Raw genomic sequence first — 15469 nt, forward strand, 5'->3', positions numbered from 1 at the left:
TAGAGTTATGGCTAGAGCTAAGAAAGCCCAAGAAGTCAAGGAAGAACCGTTAGAAAAACAGCTCTGGAAGACTGCCGATAAGCTTCGCAAAAATATTGATGCGGCTGAATACAAGCATGTGGTGTTGGGGCTAATTTTTCTCAAATATATCTCCGATGCCTTTGAGGAGATGTTCGACAAACTGGAAGCGGGTGAGGGCGAGTATGCCGGAGCCGATCCAGAGGATAAGGACGAATACAAGGCGGAAAATATCTTCTTTGTGCCACCAGAGGCGCGTTGGTCGTTTTTACTGGCGAAGGCGAAGCAGCCTGAGATTGGTACCTTTGTGGATGCGGCGATGGATGCGATCGAAGCAGAAAATCCTTCGCTGAAGGGGGTGTTGCCGAAGGTTTTTGCACGACAGAATCTCGACCCGACGAGTTTGGGCGGTCTGATGGATTTGGTGGGCAATATTGCGCTGGGGGATGCGAAGGCTCGCAGTGCGGATGTTTTGGGGCATGTGTTTGAGTATTTTCTGGGGGAGTTTGCGCTGGCTGAGGGCAAGCAGGGCGGGCAGTTCTACACGCCGCGCAGCATTGTAGAGTTGCTGGTGGCAATGCTGGAACCCTATAAAGGGCGCGTGTTCGACCCTTGCTGCGGGTCGGGTGGGATGTTTGTGCAGTCGGAGAAGTTTATTGCGGAACATCAGGGACGGATTAACGATATTTCTATCTACGGGCAGGAAAGCAATCAGACGACTTGGCGGCTGGCGCGCATGAATTTAGCGATTCGTGGGATTGATAGTACGCAGGTGAAGTGGAACAGCGAAGGTTCGTTTCTCAATGATGCGCATAAGGATTTGAAGGCTGATTTTGTAATCGCCAATCCGCCGTTTAATGACAGTGATTGGAGTGGCGATCTGTTACGCAAAGATGGGCGCTGGCAGTATGGCGTGCCGCCAGGGGGCAATGCAAATTTTGCTTGGTTGCAGCATTTTGTCTATCATCTGGCTCCAGCGGGTCGGGCTGGGGTGGTGTTGGCGAAGGGGGCGCTGACCAGTAAAACAAGCGGGGAAGGAGATATCCGCAGGGCGCTGATTGCGGATGGAAACTTGATGGACTGCATTGTGAATTTGCCTGCGAAGCTATTTTTGAATACGCAGATTCCGGCGGCGTTGTGGTTTATGAATCGAGCGCGCAATAATGGGCATCCGCGTAAGGATGAGATTTTGTTTATTGATGCGCGGAATCTGGGGCATTTGATTAATCGTCGCTCTCGCGAGTTATCGGCGGAGGATATTCAGCAGATTGCGAAGACTTACCATGCTTGGCGCACGGGGGAGGCAGGTTATGAGGATGTGAAGGGGTTTTGTGCTTCGGTATCTTTGGAGCGGGTGAAGGAGTTGGATTATGTGTTAACGCCAGGGCGTTATGTGGGGTTGGCGGATGAGGAGGATGACTTTGATTTTGCAGAGCGATTTACAGCGCTGAAGGCGGAGTTTGAGGAGCAGTTGGCGGAGGAGGAGGCGCTGAATAAAGCGATCGCAGAAAATTTGGCGAGGGTGAAGTTATGAGCAAGAAGCTTGTCAAGGATAGTGAGTATCGATCGTTTATACAGGAGGTGAAGCAGCGAATTCAATCGGCTCAGATCAAGGCATCGCTTTCGGTGAATCAGGCATTATTGCAGTTGTATTGGGAGCTGGCTGAGCGGATTGTTGAGAAGCAGCGGCAGGCGAGTTGGGGCGATCGCTTTCTGGAAGAATTGAGCCGCGATCTAAAGGCAGAATTCCCTGAGATGAAGGGGTTTTCGGTGCGTAACTTGAAGTATATGCGCCAGTGGTTTATGTTTTGGTCAGCCAATTCTCTAATTGGGCAACAACTTGTTGCCCAAATTCCTTGGGGGCATAATCTTGTCATTCTCAGTAAGATTCGTGACATTGAAGAAGCACTATTTTATGTCCAAAAGACGATCGAGAATGGTTGGTCAAGGTCGGTCTTGTCACATCATATTGAAACCCGTTTCTATTACCGTGAGGGGAAAGCGATTACGAATTTTGAGCTGCGGTTGCCTGCGCTACAGTCGGATTTGGCGAAGCAGTTGCTGAAGGATCCATATAATTTTGATTTTTTGATGTTGCGAAAGGAGCATGATGAGAAAGAGCTAGAGGATGCTCTAGTAGCTCACATGACACGTTTTTTGCTGGAGTTGGGGGCAGGGTTTTCGTATTTGGGTCGGCAATATCGCTTGGTGGTGTCTGGGGATGAATTTTTTGTCGATTTGTTGTTCTATCATGTACGGTTGCATTGCTATGTGGTGGTTGAACTGAAAGCGGTAAAGTTTAATCCAGAGTTTGTTGGGAAGCTTAATTTCTACATTTCGGCAGTAGATGATTTGCTGCGGACGGAAGGGGATAAGCCTACGATCGGGCTATTGATTTGTAAGTCGAAGAACGACGTGGTGGTGGAGTATGCACTGCGAGATCTCAATAAGCCGATCGGGGTAAGTGAGTATTTGCCGCAAGATTTGCTGGAGAATTGGCGATCGGCTTTGCCAACAATTGAGGAGATTGAGGCGGAATTGGGGAAGGAGGTGGAGGAGCCTTTTCTGTTGAGTGAGTTGAGGAGATCGCACGCCAGTTTGACGGGTGCTGAGGTTGAGATCGGTGGATTAGCGGCGGATACTTTGACTCCGCAAGAGAAGTCGGTGATGCAGTATTTTCAGTCCAATGATTCAATGACGGTGAAGGTTGTGGGCGATCTGTTGTCGGTTAAGGATAGTCGTGCTAGGGAGATCTTAAAGGCGTTGACGGAGAAGGGACTGCTATTGAAACAAGGTATGGCTCGAAGTACTTACTACGTGAGGGTCGCAAGGACGATCGCCCAGGCGCAGGCGCGGCTGGAGTTGAGCGGTGGGGATGATGAGTAAGGGCGATCGGGCTGAATTTAGCGGAGGTGAAGGGATGAGTGAGTGGCGGGAATGCAAGCTTGGTGAGCAAATCAATTTAAAGCGTGGGTACGATCTACCAAATCGTTTGCGTCAAGATGGAGCAATACCGATTTATTCATCTTCAGGTATTACAGGATTCCATAGTGAAAAAATGTGTGAGGCTCCGGGTGTAATAACAGGTCGATACGGAACCATAGGAAAAATTTTCTTTTCAAGTACACATTACTGGCCATTAAATACAACTCTATACATTCAAGATTTCAAAGGAAATGATGAGTTATTCTTTTATTATTTTTTGCAACAATTAGACTGGGAAAAATACAGTGATAAAAGTGCTGTTCCGGGCATAAATAGAAATGATGTACATCAAGAAGATATTGTAATTCCATCCCTTCTCGAACAAAAAGCGATCGCCTCTATCCTCAGCAGTCTCGATGACAAAATCGACCTACTGCACCGTCAGAATAGGACATTAGAGGCGATCTCCGAAACCCTCTTCCGCCAGTGGTTTATCGAAGAAGCACAGGAGGATTGGGAGCAATTTAGCTTGTCTGACATTTGCTCTGGCATTACAAAAGGTACAACACCTACAACATTGGGCCATCAATTTACTGAGTCTGGAATTAACTTCATAAAAGCAGAATCAATTACTGATGAAGGCGATTTTGTTGCTCACAAGTTTGCAAAAATTTCAAAGGAAACTCACCAATCATTAAAAAGATCAATCGTTCAAAATGGCGATCTTTTATGTAGTATCGCTGGAACTATCGGTCGTATTGCAATTGTTGATAATTCAATCCTTCCTGCAAATACAAATCAGGCAGTTGCAATTATACGAGCAAATCGAGAGAAATGCTCTCCCGAGTTCATCTATTTGTTCTTGAAGTCAAGCATGTTTAAAGAACTTATGGATGGAAAAGTTGTTCATGCTGTGCAGCCAAACTTGAGTCTTGGTGAAATTGGGAGTACCACATTACAATTGCCAAATTTAAATATTTTGAATGAATTTCAAGAAATGATATACCCAATCTTTCATAAAAAGAGTCAGAATACACTTCAAATCCGCATCCTCGAAAAACTCCGCGATAACCTATTACCCAAACTCATGAGCGGCGAAGTGAGGGTAGAAATATGAATACACCCCTGTCCCCCGAACTCTTTGAATCCATCCGAAACACGATCGCCCTCGCTCGCGCCAAAGCCCAGCAAAGCATCAACTTCATCATGGTCGAAGCCTACTGGCAAGTCGGGCAACTCATTGTTGAAAACGAACAGCAAGGAGATCCCCGCGCCGCCTATGGCACAGCATTGATTCAATCCCTCAGCGATCGACTCACCGAAGAATTTGGCAAAGGCTTCAGCGAGCGCAACCTGCGGAGCATGAGAAACTTCTACCTAGCCTTCCCGATTCAGCAGACACTGTCTGCCAAATTGAGCTGGAGCCACTATGTACTCCTCCTCAAAGTCGAAGACGCCGCCGCCAGACACTGGTACATCCAAGAAAGCGCCGCCGCCAACTGGAGCGTCCGCGCCCTCGAACGCCAGATCGACAGCCACTACTACGAGCGTCTACTGCTCTCCCAAGACAAACAAGCCGTCATCGACGAAGCCAACCAAAACACCCAAACCCTCAAATACGGCCCCAAAGACTTTGTTAAAGATCCCTACGTCCTAGAATTTCTCAACCTCAAACAAAGCGATCGCCTCTACGAAAGCACCCTAGAACAAGCCATCATCACCGACATCCAACAATTTCTCCTAGAACTCGGGCGAGGATTTGCCTTTGTCGATCGCCAGCAACGCATCAGCGTCGAAGACGACCACTTCTATATCGACCTGGTTTTCTACAACTACCTACTCAAATGCTTCGTCATCATCGACCTCAAAACTGGGAAACTCACCCACCAAGACGTTGGTCAAATGGACATGTACGTTCGCCTCTACGACGAAACCCGCAAAAGCGACGACGATAACCCCACCGTCGGCATCATCCTATGCAGCGATAAAAACGAAACCATCGTCAAATACTCCAGCATCAACAACCAAACCCTCTTCGCCGCCAAATACAAACTTTATCTCCCCAGCGAACAAGAACTCAAAGCCGAACTCGCCTCCCTTCAGAACGCAATCACCCCCCAAATATCCAACGAAGAGCCTTAGCCACAGCTCAACTATCGACGAACTGCTCTGAAACAAGCTACCAGAATGGATGGACGACAAACAAAGAAAAAACAAAATCACGAATTTAATAGGAGAATTTAGACGGAGTGGCAAAATTATCAATCACGGTTCAGATACTCACCCCAAATGGGTTCTTGTAAAATGACACAGATTAAAATTTATAAGAGCAATCCGCCATATCAAAAGGGATATCCTTTGTATAGAAAGGGTTTTCGCTCTTATAAATGGGCATCTTTTATAAGAGCCTATGAGAACCTGCTCATCAAAGAGGTGTACTGAGATGTCCGGCAAACTCACCGAATCTGCGATCGAAGACTTTGCCCTCAAACTATTCGTGCGTCTAGGCTACACCCACCTCTACGCCCCTGACATTGCCCCCGATAGCCTCACCCCAGAACGCAGCCGCTACGACGAAGTCATCCTCACCACCCGCCTACAGCAAGCCCTCCACCGCATCAACCCCAGTATCGCCCCAGACCTCCTGCAAGCCGCTCTCAAAGAACTCCAGCGCATTCAATCCCCAGACCTGTTAACCAACAACGAAACCTTCCACCGCCTCCTCACCGAAGGCATCAATATCAGCACCCAACAAAACGGCAACGAACGCGGCACACTGATCAAACCCATCGACTTCGACAACCCCGACAACAACGAATTTGTCATCGTCAACCAATTCACCGTTATCGAAAACAACCAAAACAAACGCCCCGACCTCATCATTTTCATTAACGGCATCCCCCTCGTCATCATCGAACTCAAAAACCCCACCGACCAAAACGCCACCCTCAAAGCCGCCTACCAACAGCTCAAAACCTACAAACAGACCATCCCCAGCCTCTTCACCCCCAACGCCATCCTCATCCTCTCCGATGGACTCGAAACCAGAGCAGGCTCCCTCTCCGCCGGCTTTAGCCGCTTCATGGCCTGGAAAACCGCCGACGGCAAAACCCAAGCCTCACCCCTCATCAGCCAACTCGAAACCCTGATCCAGGGCATGTTAAACAAAACCACCCTGTTGGATTTGGTACGCCACTTCATCGTCTTTGAAAAAAGTAAAAAAGAAGACCCCAAAACGGGAATCATCAGCATCAGCACCGTCAAAAAGCTAGCCGCCTACCACCAGTACTACGCCGTCAACGCCGCCGTCGCCTCCACCCTCCGCGCCGCATCCCACAATATTCAACCCATTCAACCCATTCAACCCAACCCCGCATCCCACCCCACCACCCGTAGGGGCGAATTGCATTCGCCCTCCATATTCCCCCCAAAATTGCATGCACCCTCCACAAAAGAAAGCCCCACCACCTACGGCCTACCCAACGCCCAAGCCCAACCCCAAGGCGACAAAAAAGCAGGCGTAGTCTGGCACACCCAAGGCTCCGGCAAATCCCTCTCAATGGTCTTCTACACAGGCAAAATCGTCCTCGCCCTCGATAACCCCACCATCCTCGTCATCACCGATCGCAACGACCTAGACGACCAACTTTTCGACACATTCGCCGCCTCCAAACAGCTCCTGCGCCAAGACCCCATCCAAGCCGAAAGTCGAGAACAACTCAAAGACCTCCTCAAAGTCGCCTCCGGCGGCGTCATCTTCTCCACCATCCAAAAATTCCAACCCGAACAAGGCAACATCTACGAAGAACTCTCCAATCGCCGGAACATCATCGTCATCGCCGACGAAGCCCACCGCACCCAATACGGCTTCGCCGCCAAAACCCTAGATGACAAAACCGCCAGCGGCGAAATCATCGGCAAAAAAGTCGTCTACGGCTTCGCCAAATACCTGCGCGACGCCCTCCCCAACGCCACCTACCTCGGCTTCACCGGAACCCCCATCGAAACAACCGACGTCAACACCCCAGCCGTCTTCGGCAACTACGTAGACATCTACGACATCGCCCAATCCGTAGAAGACGGAGCCACCGTCAGAATCTTCTACGAAAGCCGCCTCGCCAAAGTCAGCCTCAGCGACGAAGGCAAAAAACTAATTGCCGAACTAGACGCAGAATTAGAGCAAGAAGATCTCACCACCACCCAAAAAGCCAAATCCAAATGGGTCAGAATGGAAGCCCTCATTGGCAGCCAACAACGCATCCAAAATATTGCCCAAGATATCGTCAACCACTTCGAGGCACGACAGACCGTCTTCGTCGGTAAAGGTATGGTCGTCAGCCTATCGCGCCGCATCGCCGTCGAACTGTACGCCGCCATCATCAAACTTCGCCCCGACTGGCACGACAACGACTTGACCAAAGGTGCCATCAAAGTCGTCATGACCGCATCTTCTAGCGATGGCCCCTTACTCAACCAACACCACACCACCAAACAACAGCGCCGATTGCTCGCCGATCGCATGAAAAATGACGACGACCCTCTCAAATTGGTCATCGTGCGCGATATGTGGCTGACCGGGTTCGATGCCCCCAGCATGCACACCCTTTATATCGACAAACCTATGAAAGGCCACAATCTCATGCAGGCGATCGCACGGGTCAACCGAGTCCACAAAGATAAACCCGGCGGACTCGTCGTAGACTACCTCGGCATTGCCGCCGACCTCAAAGAAGCCCTCTCCTTCTATTCCGACGCAGGCGGCAAAGGCGACCCCACCCTCGCCCAAGAACAAGCCGTCGCCCTCATGCTAGAAAAGATCGAAATCGTATCCGCCCTATATTATGGCTTCGCCTACGAAGACTACTTTGAGGCCGACACCGCCCAAAAACTCACCCTCATCCTAGCCGCCCAAGAACACATCCTCGGACTAGAAGACGGCAAAAATCGCTATCTCAACGAAGTGACCGCATTGTCTCAGGCATTTGCGATCGCCATTCCCCATGAGCAGGCGCTAGATGCCAAAGACGAAGTCGGTTTCTTCCAAGCTGTAAAAGTGCGACTCTCCAAATTTGACAGCACAGACGAAAGCAGCAGCAGTAACGAAGACCTTGAAACCACCATCCGCCAAGTCATAGACCAAGCCCTAGTCTCAGAACAAGTCATCGATGTATAGCACTACGGATTTTGCTTAGGACGCACTGCTTAATCAAATCCTTACTGCTCAAAGCGGGCTATTTACAAACGTCTTAACATGCTCTCGTAGGGCTATATTTGACGCAGCAGGCATCAAGAAACCCGATATTTCCATCCTGTCCGACGAATTCTTAGCCGAACTAAAAGGGTACGAACACAAAAACATCGCCCTAGAAGTGCTCAAAAAATTACTCAACGACGAACTCAAAGTTCGCGCCAAAAAGAATTTGGTGCAAAGCAAAACCCTAATGGAAATGCTACAGAACGCCATCAAAAAATACCAGAATAAGATCGTCACCGCCGCCGAGGTCATGGAAGAGCTGATCCATATCAGCAAAGAAATTGTTGCCTCCGACGTAGAAGCGGAGAATATGGGGCTATCAGACTATGAATACGCCTTCTATACCGCTGTCGCCAACAACAACAGTGCCCGCGAGCTGATGAAACAAGACAAACTGCGCGAGCTAGCCGTAGTGCTGACCCAGAAAATCCGCGAGAACGCTACCATCGACTGGACAATTAAAGAAAGTGTAAGAGCGAAGCTCAAGGTAATCGTAAAACGCATCTTACGCCAATATGGCTACCCGCCAGACATGCAATTGCTAGCTACAGAAACCGTTCTGAAGCAGGCAGAAATGATTGCCCGAGAGTTGACCGTTTAATCGCAAGCATCGTAGGGGTGCGTACTCAGACAAGCTACAGTCCGGCTGCTGCGATCGCCCGTTCCATCAATTCTGCCAAATCCAGCCGCGCTGCCCAGTGGGCCAGGTAGGCAAAATCGAGGGAATCTCCCTGAACTTTTAGGACGCCTAAAACATCGCGCCATTGCTTTTCAGATTGGCTTTGTTGCCCCCACAGCAGTTTTGCCAGAATCACATCTTCGGGAGACACAAAGTTGAATGTACCCACGCCAGGAACATCAATCGGTCGAATCCGTTGAAACTTCATAAAGTCGAAGTCGCTAGTCCGCGATAGAACTAGGTCGGCACGGGAAATTGATTCCATATGGGTGATGCCCAACGATGCCATTCTGCCCGATCGCACATCTTCAGCGCCAGGTACGTAAAAACCTTCAGCTTCCAACGCGGCAACCAAGCGATCGATATCGGTCGGCGCAATGTCCATCACGATATCTATGTCCCGCGTGGTTCTGGGTTCGCCATAGGCAATGGCAGCAACTCCGCCTGTGATGTAGTAGGGCACTTCTAATGTGGTAAGAATCCGATGCAGGATGGTGGCGAGTCCGGTCGAATCTTGAATCCAGGTCATTGGGTTGAGATGGGGGGTGTAGTTGGGAGGCAAGTCTTCTTGCAGCCATGCCAAGGCAACTTTCTGGGCAAAAGCAGTTTCTGAGAGATTTCCAAAGCGCGATCGCAGGCTGCTCAAGGAAAATTGTCGCGCCGAACGAATCATGTCATTGCCCATGATGAGCCGCTGTAGGGGCGATCGCTGTCGGAGCAGGTGAAAGAAGAAGCGATCGGATTCGACTGAGGTATCAATGGATTGGGGTTGGTAGACGGAGTCGGACATACTAGCTGGCTTACCCCCAATGGATGGCCTTTCTTAGAGAGGGATATGAACAATGCGATCGCAAAAGTCATTCGGTTCATCAACCTCTGCAATCAGAATGAGATCGTCTAAGATCTCTTTGAGGGTAGCCTTTGGTCGCAATACGAAAATACCGGGAATATGGTTATTTTTGTCAAGGCGATCGCTTAAATGAGTTGGCATGGAGCGGCGATTATTCGTGACAAGAATAAATTGATGCTGTTCGCACCACTGTAAGATCTCTGGATCGAGGGTTCCTTTGGGCGGTGTGCCAGGATCGCCAATGGCCCAAACGGTCAAATCTGGTTTCCGAAGCAATAACTGAGTTTGGTAGGTAGGCGGTAGATTTTCATCAATCAAGTATTTAACCATTGGCCCCCACCAATGATGCGGCCTTTAATTCTCTCAGTTTAAGGACGATCGCAGGCGGGTTTTCGTCTTGGGCACGTTCTGCTTCGGCACAGTAATTGAGCCAGTTGGTCAAATATTGCTCGATTTTGGCGCGATTTTGCAGGTAATACAGAATGGTGGCGTAAATCTGCTCTAGGGTGAGTTGGGGAAAGGTTTGGGCGATCGCTTCGGCGGATTGCTTTTGGTGAATGTAGGCATAGAGAATGGTTTCAATGCCAATGCGAGTACCTTGGAGGCGAATGTCGTCATCGGAGAGAAAGGTAAAGTAGGATTCTAGTGCCATAATGCGATCGTTCCTCTAGCTGGCTTCCCTCACCTCTATGGTGCCATTGTAACGCTCCTCATTACCCACCGTAGAAACCTCAACATCTAACCATCCGCTTTTAGTTCGACTGCTGCGATCGCTCTCTGGATTGCTTTACAACCCTGGCCGAAAGACTGTTTTGTTGGAGGACATAGATGCTGCGATCGCCCCTCTAGCTAACAAAGCCGAAGGCTCCCATCAGATCGAGTTGTTGCTTTGCAAGTCTCGTCATACCTTGTAGGATAGGCTCGCCGATCTTGCGGGGAAAGCTTGATGGCAGTGTTTTGGCAACCTGCATTGCGACATCACTGGTTTGTTCGAGCATTTCGATCGAAATTTGCTCAGCTTTTTTGGGAGAAAAATCGATCGCTCTAGCCGTCGATAAAAAATGTCTAGGCTGAATTTTAGACCAAAGATAATGGTTTTTACTGGTTCCGCGCAAAGCCATCGCCATCTTCGCCTTCTGTCTAGGAATTGCATTAGATTGCATGAGGGGATAAACAGACAGCACATCATAGAGTGGCGTCAAGCGATAGCTGCCTCCTGCTTCAAGATAAATGCTGAAGTTTTTGGCATGACCATCCGTTGCCGCTAATAACCAGAACAAGACCTGACTGCGAAAAAATGTCTCTCTATCTGCCTCTGCCTGTCTTGACCCCAGCAATGCCTGCATAATTTCAGCCATCCCTGGGCCTCCATCCGATTGATATTTTAAACTTGGGGAGATTCCGAGTGCCTGACACATGTCCTCCTGAGGGAGTCTCATGAGCCACGTTCCATCTCTCGACCAACGCCGATCGAATCGCTCTACCACTAATACTTTTACCTCCTCAAATTGCTGAATTTGGGCCTCTGCGGTCGGTAAGCCAAATGCGCTTGCAATTTTCAGGCATAACCATTCATTTTCACAACTGTCCCTTAAATCAATACCGCTATGGTCAATAAATCCAATGGGTAGCTTGAATATGTGGCTGGTTGGAGTTGCACCCGTGGGACGGCACCATTGTCCTTCATGCCACAGTAAAGCTGTTTTTTCCTGAGCGCCTGCAATTGAGATCCGAAAATCGTCTGCCTCTTCGGTCATCCCTAGGGGAACTGTTCTATACGCTTTAAGGAGCTTTGCAATTTCCTCGCTCGAAAGCGTTTGAGCGGTAGTCACATCTACTCGACGGGGTGGCTGCTCTTCTTGGCAAAGTTGAATTGCACCGACGCAGTCATTGCCAATGGCACTTAACAAATCAAAAGGTCGATTGGTCGGGATCTGGAACCTTGCCTGGATCCTGGCACGGATTTGTTTATTATCAGGGAGTAAATTGTCAAAGAAATTGTAGACCTGCTCACCTTCATACGCTTCATATTTCAGAGGCAAGGAGAGCGAAATAGGACGAACGCCTGATGTTTCTAGCCACGCCTCATCGTACTGAAAGTTCATTGCGCCACTGGAGAGTTGGCGCAAATAGCCAACTAATCGACCATTCATCAGCACATTGAGCGTTGTAATACGCTTCGGCCTTACCACTCCTCATCCCATCCTATGGTGGCGCTATTGGGTTCTGTTTTTGATACGAGCTGTAGCTCTAAGTCCAACGCAGAGAGCAATCTGAAGAATGTTTCTAATTTTGTACTATCTGGCCTGCGCTCAAAGGCAGACACCGTCTTTTGCGGAAGCCCAACCAGATCGCCAAGCTCTGTCTGACTGAGCTTCTTTCTGCTGCGATAATCTCTCGCAAACTCAGCTAATTCTTTTGAGGAGCGAACGATCATACAAAGTCAACCTTAGGTGTTATAGGTTATAAAATTAACTTTAGTCGCTATAAGTTATAAAGTCAACTTTAGGTGTTATAGGTTATGAAATCGGAAGCAACCGATGTTGGTCAATTCATGCTAATTTTTGAGCACCATGAACGATCTCACTTCTCAAATATCGTCAGGGCAGCTCCACGAGGAAGTACAGCGCTGGATTTGGTCGCAGGGCTGGGATAAGCTGCGCCCCATTCAAGAACAGGCGCTCGCCCCCATTCTCTCCGGCAATACCGACCTCATCATTTCCGCCGCCACCGCAGGCGGCAAAACTGAAGCCGCCTTTCTGCCTATTTTTTCAAGGCTTTTGCAAGAGCCAGCGCCAGGCATTCGGGTATTGGGGATTAGTCCCCTCAAGGCGCTGATCAACGACCAACATCGCAGGCTTTCGGAAATTGGCGATCGCCTCCACATTCCCGTCACTCCCTGGCATGGAGATATTGCTTCTAATAAAAAACAAAAAGTTCTCAAAAATCCAGCCGGAATTATTTTAATTACGCCGGAGTCCTTGGAAGCACTTCTGACCCTACGGGGTTCTACCTTGCCAACCTTGCTGGAAAACTTGTATTACATCACCATCGATGAAATGCACTGCTTCATTGGCAGCGAACGAGGTAGCCAGTTGCAATCCCTCATGCATCGGTTGGAGATTGCCCTGGATCGTTGGATTCCTCGTATCGGTCTGAGCGCCACCTTAGGGGACATGTCCCTGGCGGCTCAGTTTTTGCGTCCCGGTCAGTCAGAGGCGGTGCGGTTTATTTCTCCCCCCAGTAGCGGCGGCGCGCTCAAGATTCAGGTGCGCGGCTATCGCAAAACTCTCGCAGATTGGGAAACGCTCCAAACAGGCGCTACCGACGCCTCCCGCGACGAATTGGAAATCAGCCAGCATTTATTTACGCACCTGCGCGGCACCCGCAATCTGATTTTTATGAACGGTCGCGGCAGCGTTGAAAAATATGCAGACCTCCTGCGCCGCCACTGCGAACAAGCCCGAGTCCCCAACGAATTTTGGCCCCACCACGGCAGCCTTTCCAAGGAACTCCGGGAAGAAGCCGAAGCGTTTCTCAGAAGCGATCGCCCCTCTAACCTCGTCTGTACTACCACCCTGGAAATGGGCATCGATGTCGGCGCAGTGCTTTCCATCGCTCAAGTGGGCGCGCCGTTTTCCGTCGCCAGCATGCGCCAGCGGATCGGACGGTCGGGACGGCGAGCTGGGGATCCGGCGATCGCCCGTTTTTACGTTACGGTACCCGATGCTGAGTTCGAGCTAGACCCCCAGGACGCGCTGTACCCAGACTTGGTACAGGCGATCGCCATTCTGAATCTCTTGCTAGCAGGCTGGTGCGAACCGCCGATCGTACATAAGCTGCATCTCTCCACCCTAATTCAGCAGGTGCTGTCGCTGATTGCCCAAGAGGGCGGCACGCGTGCGGATCGGGCGTGGCAGATTCTGTGCGAGACCGGGCCGTTTCAGTCGGTGGATCGGGGGATGTTTATCAAGCTCTTGAAATGTTTGGGACAACACGAACTGATCCGGCAGAGCCAGGATGGCAGTTTGTTGCTGGGAGAAAAGGGCGATCGCATGGTCAGCCACTACAGTTTCTACAGCGCCTTTGCAACCCCTCAGGAATATCGGGTGCTGCACCAGGGCAAATCTTTAGGGACTTTGCCTACTAATATTCCGCTCCTTGCCAATACGCTTTTTATCTTTGGTGGCAAGCGATGGCGGGCGCTAACAGTAGACGATTTTCAGCGGATCGTCGAAGTAGAGGAAGCAGCGACTGCAAAGCTGCCCAAATTTAGCGGCGGTGTCGGGCAAGTCCACGATCGCATTCGCCAGGAAATGTTTCACCTTTATTGCAGCGATGAAGTACCTTCCTTTTTAGATAAGACCGCTCGAGTCTTACTAGCAGAAGCCCGCGCTAACTTTGCAGCCTATGGGTTAGAGAAAACGGCTGTTATCGATCGGGGTCAGCAAACGCTCTTGTTTTGCTGGCAAGGGGATGTGGTGCTCAATACGATTCTGGTGCAGTTGGTGGCGCGGGGGCTGAAGGTGGGGCGAGATGAAATGGCGATCGCCGTTCGCAAGATTTCTCCCTCAGAGTTAATGGTGCATCTAGGCGAGCTGGTCGATGAAGGCCCAGCAGATGCAGTGGAATTGGCGGCGACCATTGTTAACAAGCGTCTGGAGAAGCACGACCAGTTTTTAAGCGATGAGCTACTGTGCTTTAACTATGCGGCCAGTCAGTTAGATACGCAAAAAGCTTGGGAAACGCTCAAGAGAACGGTCGATCTTTAGGTGGATGATGGATGGGTTGGGGCGATCGCTCTTCCTGCATTTGAGCGACCAATTTAGGCTGAGTAGCAGTGGGAGCTGCTAGGTGGTGCTTAATGCCCTGCGGTCGCCTCATCAATCAGATCCACCGCTAGGGGTCAAATCACTGCACCGGATGGCTGGGCTTGGTCTGTGCGATCGCACCTTATTTTATTTATCGTTAAAGTTAGCTCGATCGCTTTCGAGACTGCGGCGATTTATTGACTCTGCTGTAACAGTTTTCTTAACTGTTGCTTACGCCGAGTTAAATTTTCTTGTTCGAGTTTGACAATAACTTCTTCTAGCTGAATTCCTGCTAACTCTATTTCCTGGCAATTCCGATGCGCTTTTGCCAAAGTCTGCTTAATCTTTTCTGGATCGGGGAAAGTAGGCAGAGAAGTCATTGCAATCTCCAATCAAGCTTAATTTCTTCTAAACTGCGATCTAGAGCCGGAATCCGATTCTGGATATTTGTTATCGCCTCATTCATCAACTTTAGCAGATCGGCAGGGATACTGGGTTGTGCTTCAGCAATACGCAAGTGAAGGGTTGACAGTTGAGAAAGTCGAATCCTGGCTTGTTCGACTATTTCTGTAAGTTGTTCCAAGGTCGGGAGTGTCTGAGAATTTTCACCAGAACCCTCTAAAATAATGAATTCTAGCGATTTTGCTTCATCGATTAGATCCAACAGTTGTTCTTTTTGGCGGCTCAAAGTTGCTCGGACTTCTGGAGATAGTTTTGCCATAATAACTTACAACTTTAGAGAAGTCGCACTATTGCCCATTCACCGCGATCGCAACCCCTTCAGACAAAAGCCCAATGCCCTGCGATCTCCAAGATGTCACGCCGCAGATTTAGAACGGGCTGGTATTCCAAAGGAAGATATCATACTAGGGTTTCGTCTGCCAGAGCTGAAGCCGTACATGGGTTATGCAGTAGCGTAACAAGCGCAATAA

Annotated in this window: 16 protein-coding genes; 8 read left to right on the top strand and 8 right to left on the bottom strand. The window is 49.7% G+C overall.

Going from position 1 to position 15469, the window contains the following annotated elements:
- The first annotated feature begins 7 nt into the window (after nucleotides 1-7).
- The 6 genes from R6H26_RS27285 to R6H26_RS27310 all read left to right on the top strand — a co-directional run bounded on the left by R6H26_RS27285 (nucleotide 8) and on the right by R6H26_RS27310 (nucleotide 8798).
- Nucleotides 8-1552 carry an N-6 DNA methylase gene (locus R6H26_RS27285; RefSeq protein WP_404787144.1) on the top strand — a complete coding sequence of 515 codons (1545 nt, stop codon included), beginning with the start codon at nucleotides 8-10 and terminating at the stop codon, nucleotides 1550-1552.
- Nucleotides 1549-2904: a PDDEXK nuclease domain-containing protein gene (locus tag R6H26_RS27290; protein ID WP_404787146.1), complete on the top strand. Its 1356-nt coding sequence runs from the start codon at nucleotides 1549-1551 to the stop codon at nucleotides 2902-2904. The genes R6H26_RS27285 and R6H26_RS27290 overlap by 4 nt, the downstream gene beginning before the upstream one ends.
- Nucleotides 2894-4060: a restriction endonuclease subunit S gene (locus R6H26_RS27295; protein WP_404791464.1), complete on the top strand. Its 1167-nt coding sequence runs from the start codon at nucleotides 2894-2896 to the stop codon at nucleotides 4058-4060. The genes R6H26_RS27290 and R6H26_RS27295 overlap by 11 nt, the downstream gene beginning before the upstream one ends.
- A complete protein-coding gene (locus R6H26_RS27300; RefSeq protein ID WP_404787147.1) occupies nucleotides 4057-5085 on the top strand; it encodes a YhcG family protein in 1029 nt (342 codons plus the stop codon). The genes R6H26_RS27295 and R6H26_RS27300 overlap by 4 nt, the downstream gene beginning before the upstream one ends.
- A 301-nt stretch (nucleotides 5086-5386) precedes the next feature.
- Nucleotides 5387-8116: a type I restriction endonuclease subunit R gene (locus R6H26_RS27305; RefSeq protein ID WP_404787149.1), complete on the top strand. Its 2730-nt coding sequence runs from the start codon at nucleotides 5387-5389 to the stop codon at nucleotides 8114-8116.
- 136 nt (nucleotides 8117-8252) lie between these two features.
- Complete coding sequence (locus R6H26_RS27310) at nucleotides 8253-8798, top strand: DUF3387 domain-containing protein (protein ID WP_404791466.1); 546 nt, start codon at nucleotides 8253-8255, stop codon at nucleotides 8796-8798.
- Nucleotides 8799-8832: 34 nt separating this feature from the next.
- On the opposite strand, the gene R6H26_RS27315 is transcribed toward R6H26_RS27310, so the two are convergent.
- The 5 genes from R6H26_RS27315 to R6H26_RS27335 form a co-directional block, all read right to left on the bottom strand.
- Complete coding sequence (locus R6H26_RS27315) at nucleotides 8833-9666, bottom strand: hypothetical protein (RefSeq protein ID WP_404787151.1); 834 nt, start codon at nucleotides 9664-9666, stop codon at nucleotides 8833-8835.
- Between the two features lie 33 nt (nucleotides 9667-9699).
- Nucleotides 9700-10056 (bottom strand): DUF5615 family PIN-like protein, encoded by a 357-nt coding sequence (locus R6H26_RS27320; protein ID WP_404787152.1) that lies wholly within the window; start codon nucleotides 10054-10056, stop codon nucleotides 9700-9702.
- A complete protein-coding gene (locus tag R6H26_RS27325; RefSeq protein WP_404787153.1) occupies nucleotides 10049-10378 on the bottom strand; it encodes a DUF433 domain-containing protein in 330 nt (109 codons plus the stop codon). The genes R6H26_RS27320 and R6H26_RS27325 overlap by 8 nt, the downstream gene beginning before the upstream one ends.
- Before the next feature lie 193 nt (nucleotides 10379-10571).
- A complete protein-coding gene (locus R6H26_RS27330) occupies nucleotides 10572-11879 on the bottom strand; it encodes a type II toxin-antitoxin system HipA family toxin (RefSeq protein ID WP_404787155.1) in 1308 nt (435 codons plus the stop codon).
- 32 nt (nucleotides 11880-11911) lie between these two features.
- Nucleotides 11912-12163 carry a helix-turn-helix domain-containing protein gene (locus R6H26_RS27335; RefSeq protein ID WP_404787157.1) on the bottom strand — a complete coding sequence of 84 codons (252 nt, stop codon included), beginning with the start codon at nucleotides 12161-12163 and terminating at the stop codon, nucleotides 11912-11914.
- Nucleotides 12164-12299: 136 nt separating this feature from the next.
- On the opposite strand from R6H26_RS27335, the gene R6H26_RS27340 reads away from it, so the two are divergent.
- Complete coding sequence (locus tag R6H26_RS27340; RefSeq protein WP_404787159.1) at nucleotides 12300-14498, top strand: DEAD/DEAH box helicase; 2199 nt, start codon at nucleotides 12300-12302, stop codon at nucleotides 14496-14498.
- On the opposite strand, the gene R6H26_RS27345 is transcribed toward R6H26_RS27340, so the two are convergent.
- From R6H26_RS27345 to R6H26_RS27355, 3 genes are all read right to left on the bottom strand, one after another.
- On the bottom strand, nucleotides 14476-14610 hold the full coding sequence (locus R6H26_RS27345) for a hypothetical protein (RefSeq protein ID WP_404787160.1): 135 nt from the start codon (nucleotides 14608-14610) through the stop codon (nucleotides 14476-14478). The two genes, R6H26_RS27340 and R6H26_RS27345, sit on opposite strands and share 23 nt — an antisense overlap.
- A gap of 121 nt (nucleotides 14611-14731) precedes the next feature.
- Nucleotides 14732-14917, bottom strand: coding sequence for a hypothetical protein (locus R6H26_RS27350; RefSeq protein ID WP_404787162.1), 186 nt, complete (start codon nucleotides 14915-14917; stop codon nucleotides 14732-14734).
- Nucleotides 14914-15258: a hypothetical protein gene (locus R6H26_RS27355; RefSeq protein WP_404787163.1), complete on the bottom strand. Its 345-nt coding sequence runs from the start codon at nucleotides 15256-15258 to the stop codon at nucleotides 14914-14916. Before R6H26_RS27355 ends, R6H26_RS27350 begins: the two co-directional genes overlap by 4 nt.
- A gap of 31 nt (nucleotides 15259-15289) precedes the next feature.
- On the opposite strand from R6H26_RS27355, the gene R6H26_RS27360 reads away from it, so the two are divergent.
- Nucleotides 15290-15457: an element excision factor XisI family protein gene (locus R6H26_RS27360; protein ID WP_404787165.1), complete on the top strand. Its 168-nt coding sequence runs from the start codon at nucleotides 15290-15292 to the stop codon at nucleotides 15455-15457.
- The last annotated feature ends 12 nt before the right edge of the window (nucleotides 15458-15469 follow it).

Origin of the sequence: Altericista sp. CCNU0014 (assembly GCF_044923475.1) — a bacterium.
Classification (GTDB): Bacteria; Cyanobacteriota; Cyanobacteriia; order Thermosynechococcales; family Thermosynechococcaceae; genus JAAURS01.

Excerpts from the sequence above, each read along its gene's own strand:
- R6H26_RS27285 (WP_404787144.1), top strand. The coding sequence starts at position 8 with ATGGCTAGAGCTAAGAAAGCCCAAGAAGTCAAGGAAGAACCGTTAGAA.
- R6H26_RS27290 (WP_404787146.1), top strand. The coding sequence starts at position 1,549 with ATGAGCAAGAAGCTTGTCAAGGATAGTGAGTATCGATCGTTTATACAG.
- R6H26_RS27295 (WP_404791464.1), top strand. The coding sequence starts at position 2,894 with ATGATGAGTAAGGGCGATCGGGCTGAATTTAGCGGAGGTGAAGGGATG.
- R6H26_RS27300 (WP_404787147.1), top strand. The coding sequence starts at position 4,057 with ATGAATACACCCCTGTCCCCCGAACTCTTTGAATCCATCCGAAACACG.
- R6H26_RS27305 (WP_404787149.1), top strand. The coding sequence starts at position 5,387 with ATGTCCGGCAAACTCACCGAATCTGCGATCGAAGACTTTGCCCTCAAA.
- R6H26_RS27315 (WP_404787151.1), bottom strand. The coding sequence starts at position 9,666 with ATGTCCGACTCCGTCTACCAACCCCAATCCATTGATACCTCAGTCGAA.
- R6H26_RS27320 (WP_404787152.1), bottom strand. The coding sequence starts at position 10,056 with ATGGTTAAATACTTGATTGATGAAAATCTACCGCCTACCTACCAAACT.
- R6H26_RS27325 (WP_404787153.1), bottom strand. The coding sequence starts at position 10,378 with ATGGCACTAGAATCCTACTTTACCTTTCTCTCCGATGACGACATTCGC.
- R6H26_RS27330 (WP_404787155.1), bottom strand. The coding sequence starts at position 11,879 with ATGAATGGTCGATTAGTTGGCTATTTGCGCCAACTCTCCAGTGGCGCA.
- R6H26_RS27335 (WP_404787157.1), bottom strand. The coding sequence starts at position 12,163 with ATGATCGTTCGCTCCTCAAAAGAATTAGCTGAGTTTGCGAGAGATTAT.
- R6H26_RS27340 (WP_404787159.1), top strand. The coding sequence starts at position 12,300 with ATGAACGATCTCACTTCTCAAATATCGTCAGGGCAGCTCCACGAGGAA.
- R6H26_RS27345 (WP_404787160.1), bottom strand. The coding sequence starts at position 14,610 with ATGAGGCGACCGCAGGGCATTAAGCACCACCTAGCAGCTCCCACTGCT.
- R6H26_RS27350 (WP_404787162.1), bottom strand. The coding sequence starts at position 14,917 with ATGACTTCTCTGCCTACTTTCCCCGATCCAGAAAAGATTAAGCAGACT.
- R6H26_RS27355 (WP_404787163.1), bottom strand. The coding sequence starts at position 15,258 with ATGGCAAAACTATCTCCAGAAGTCCGAGCAACTTTGAGCCGCCAAAAA.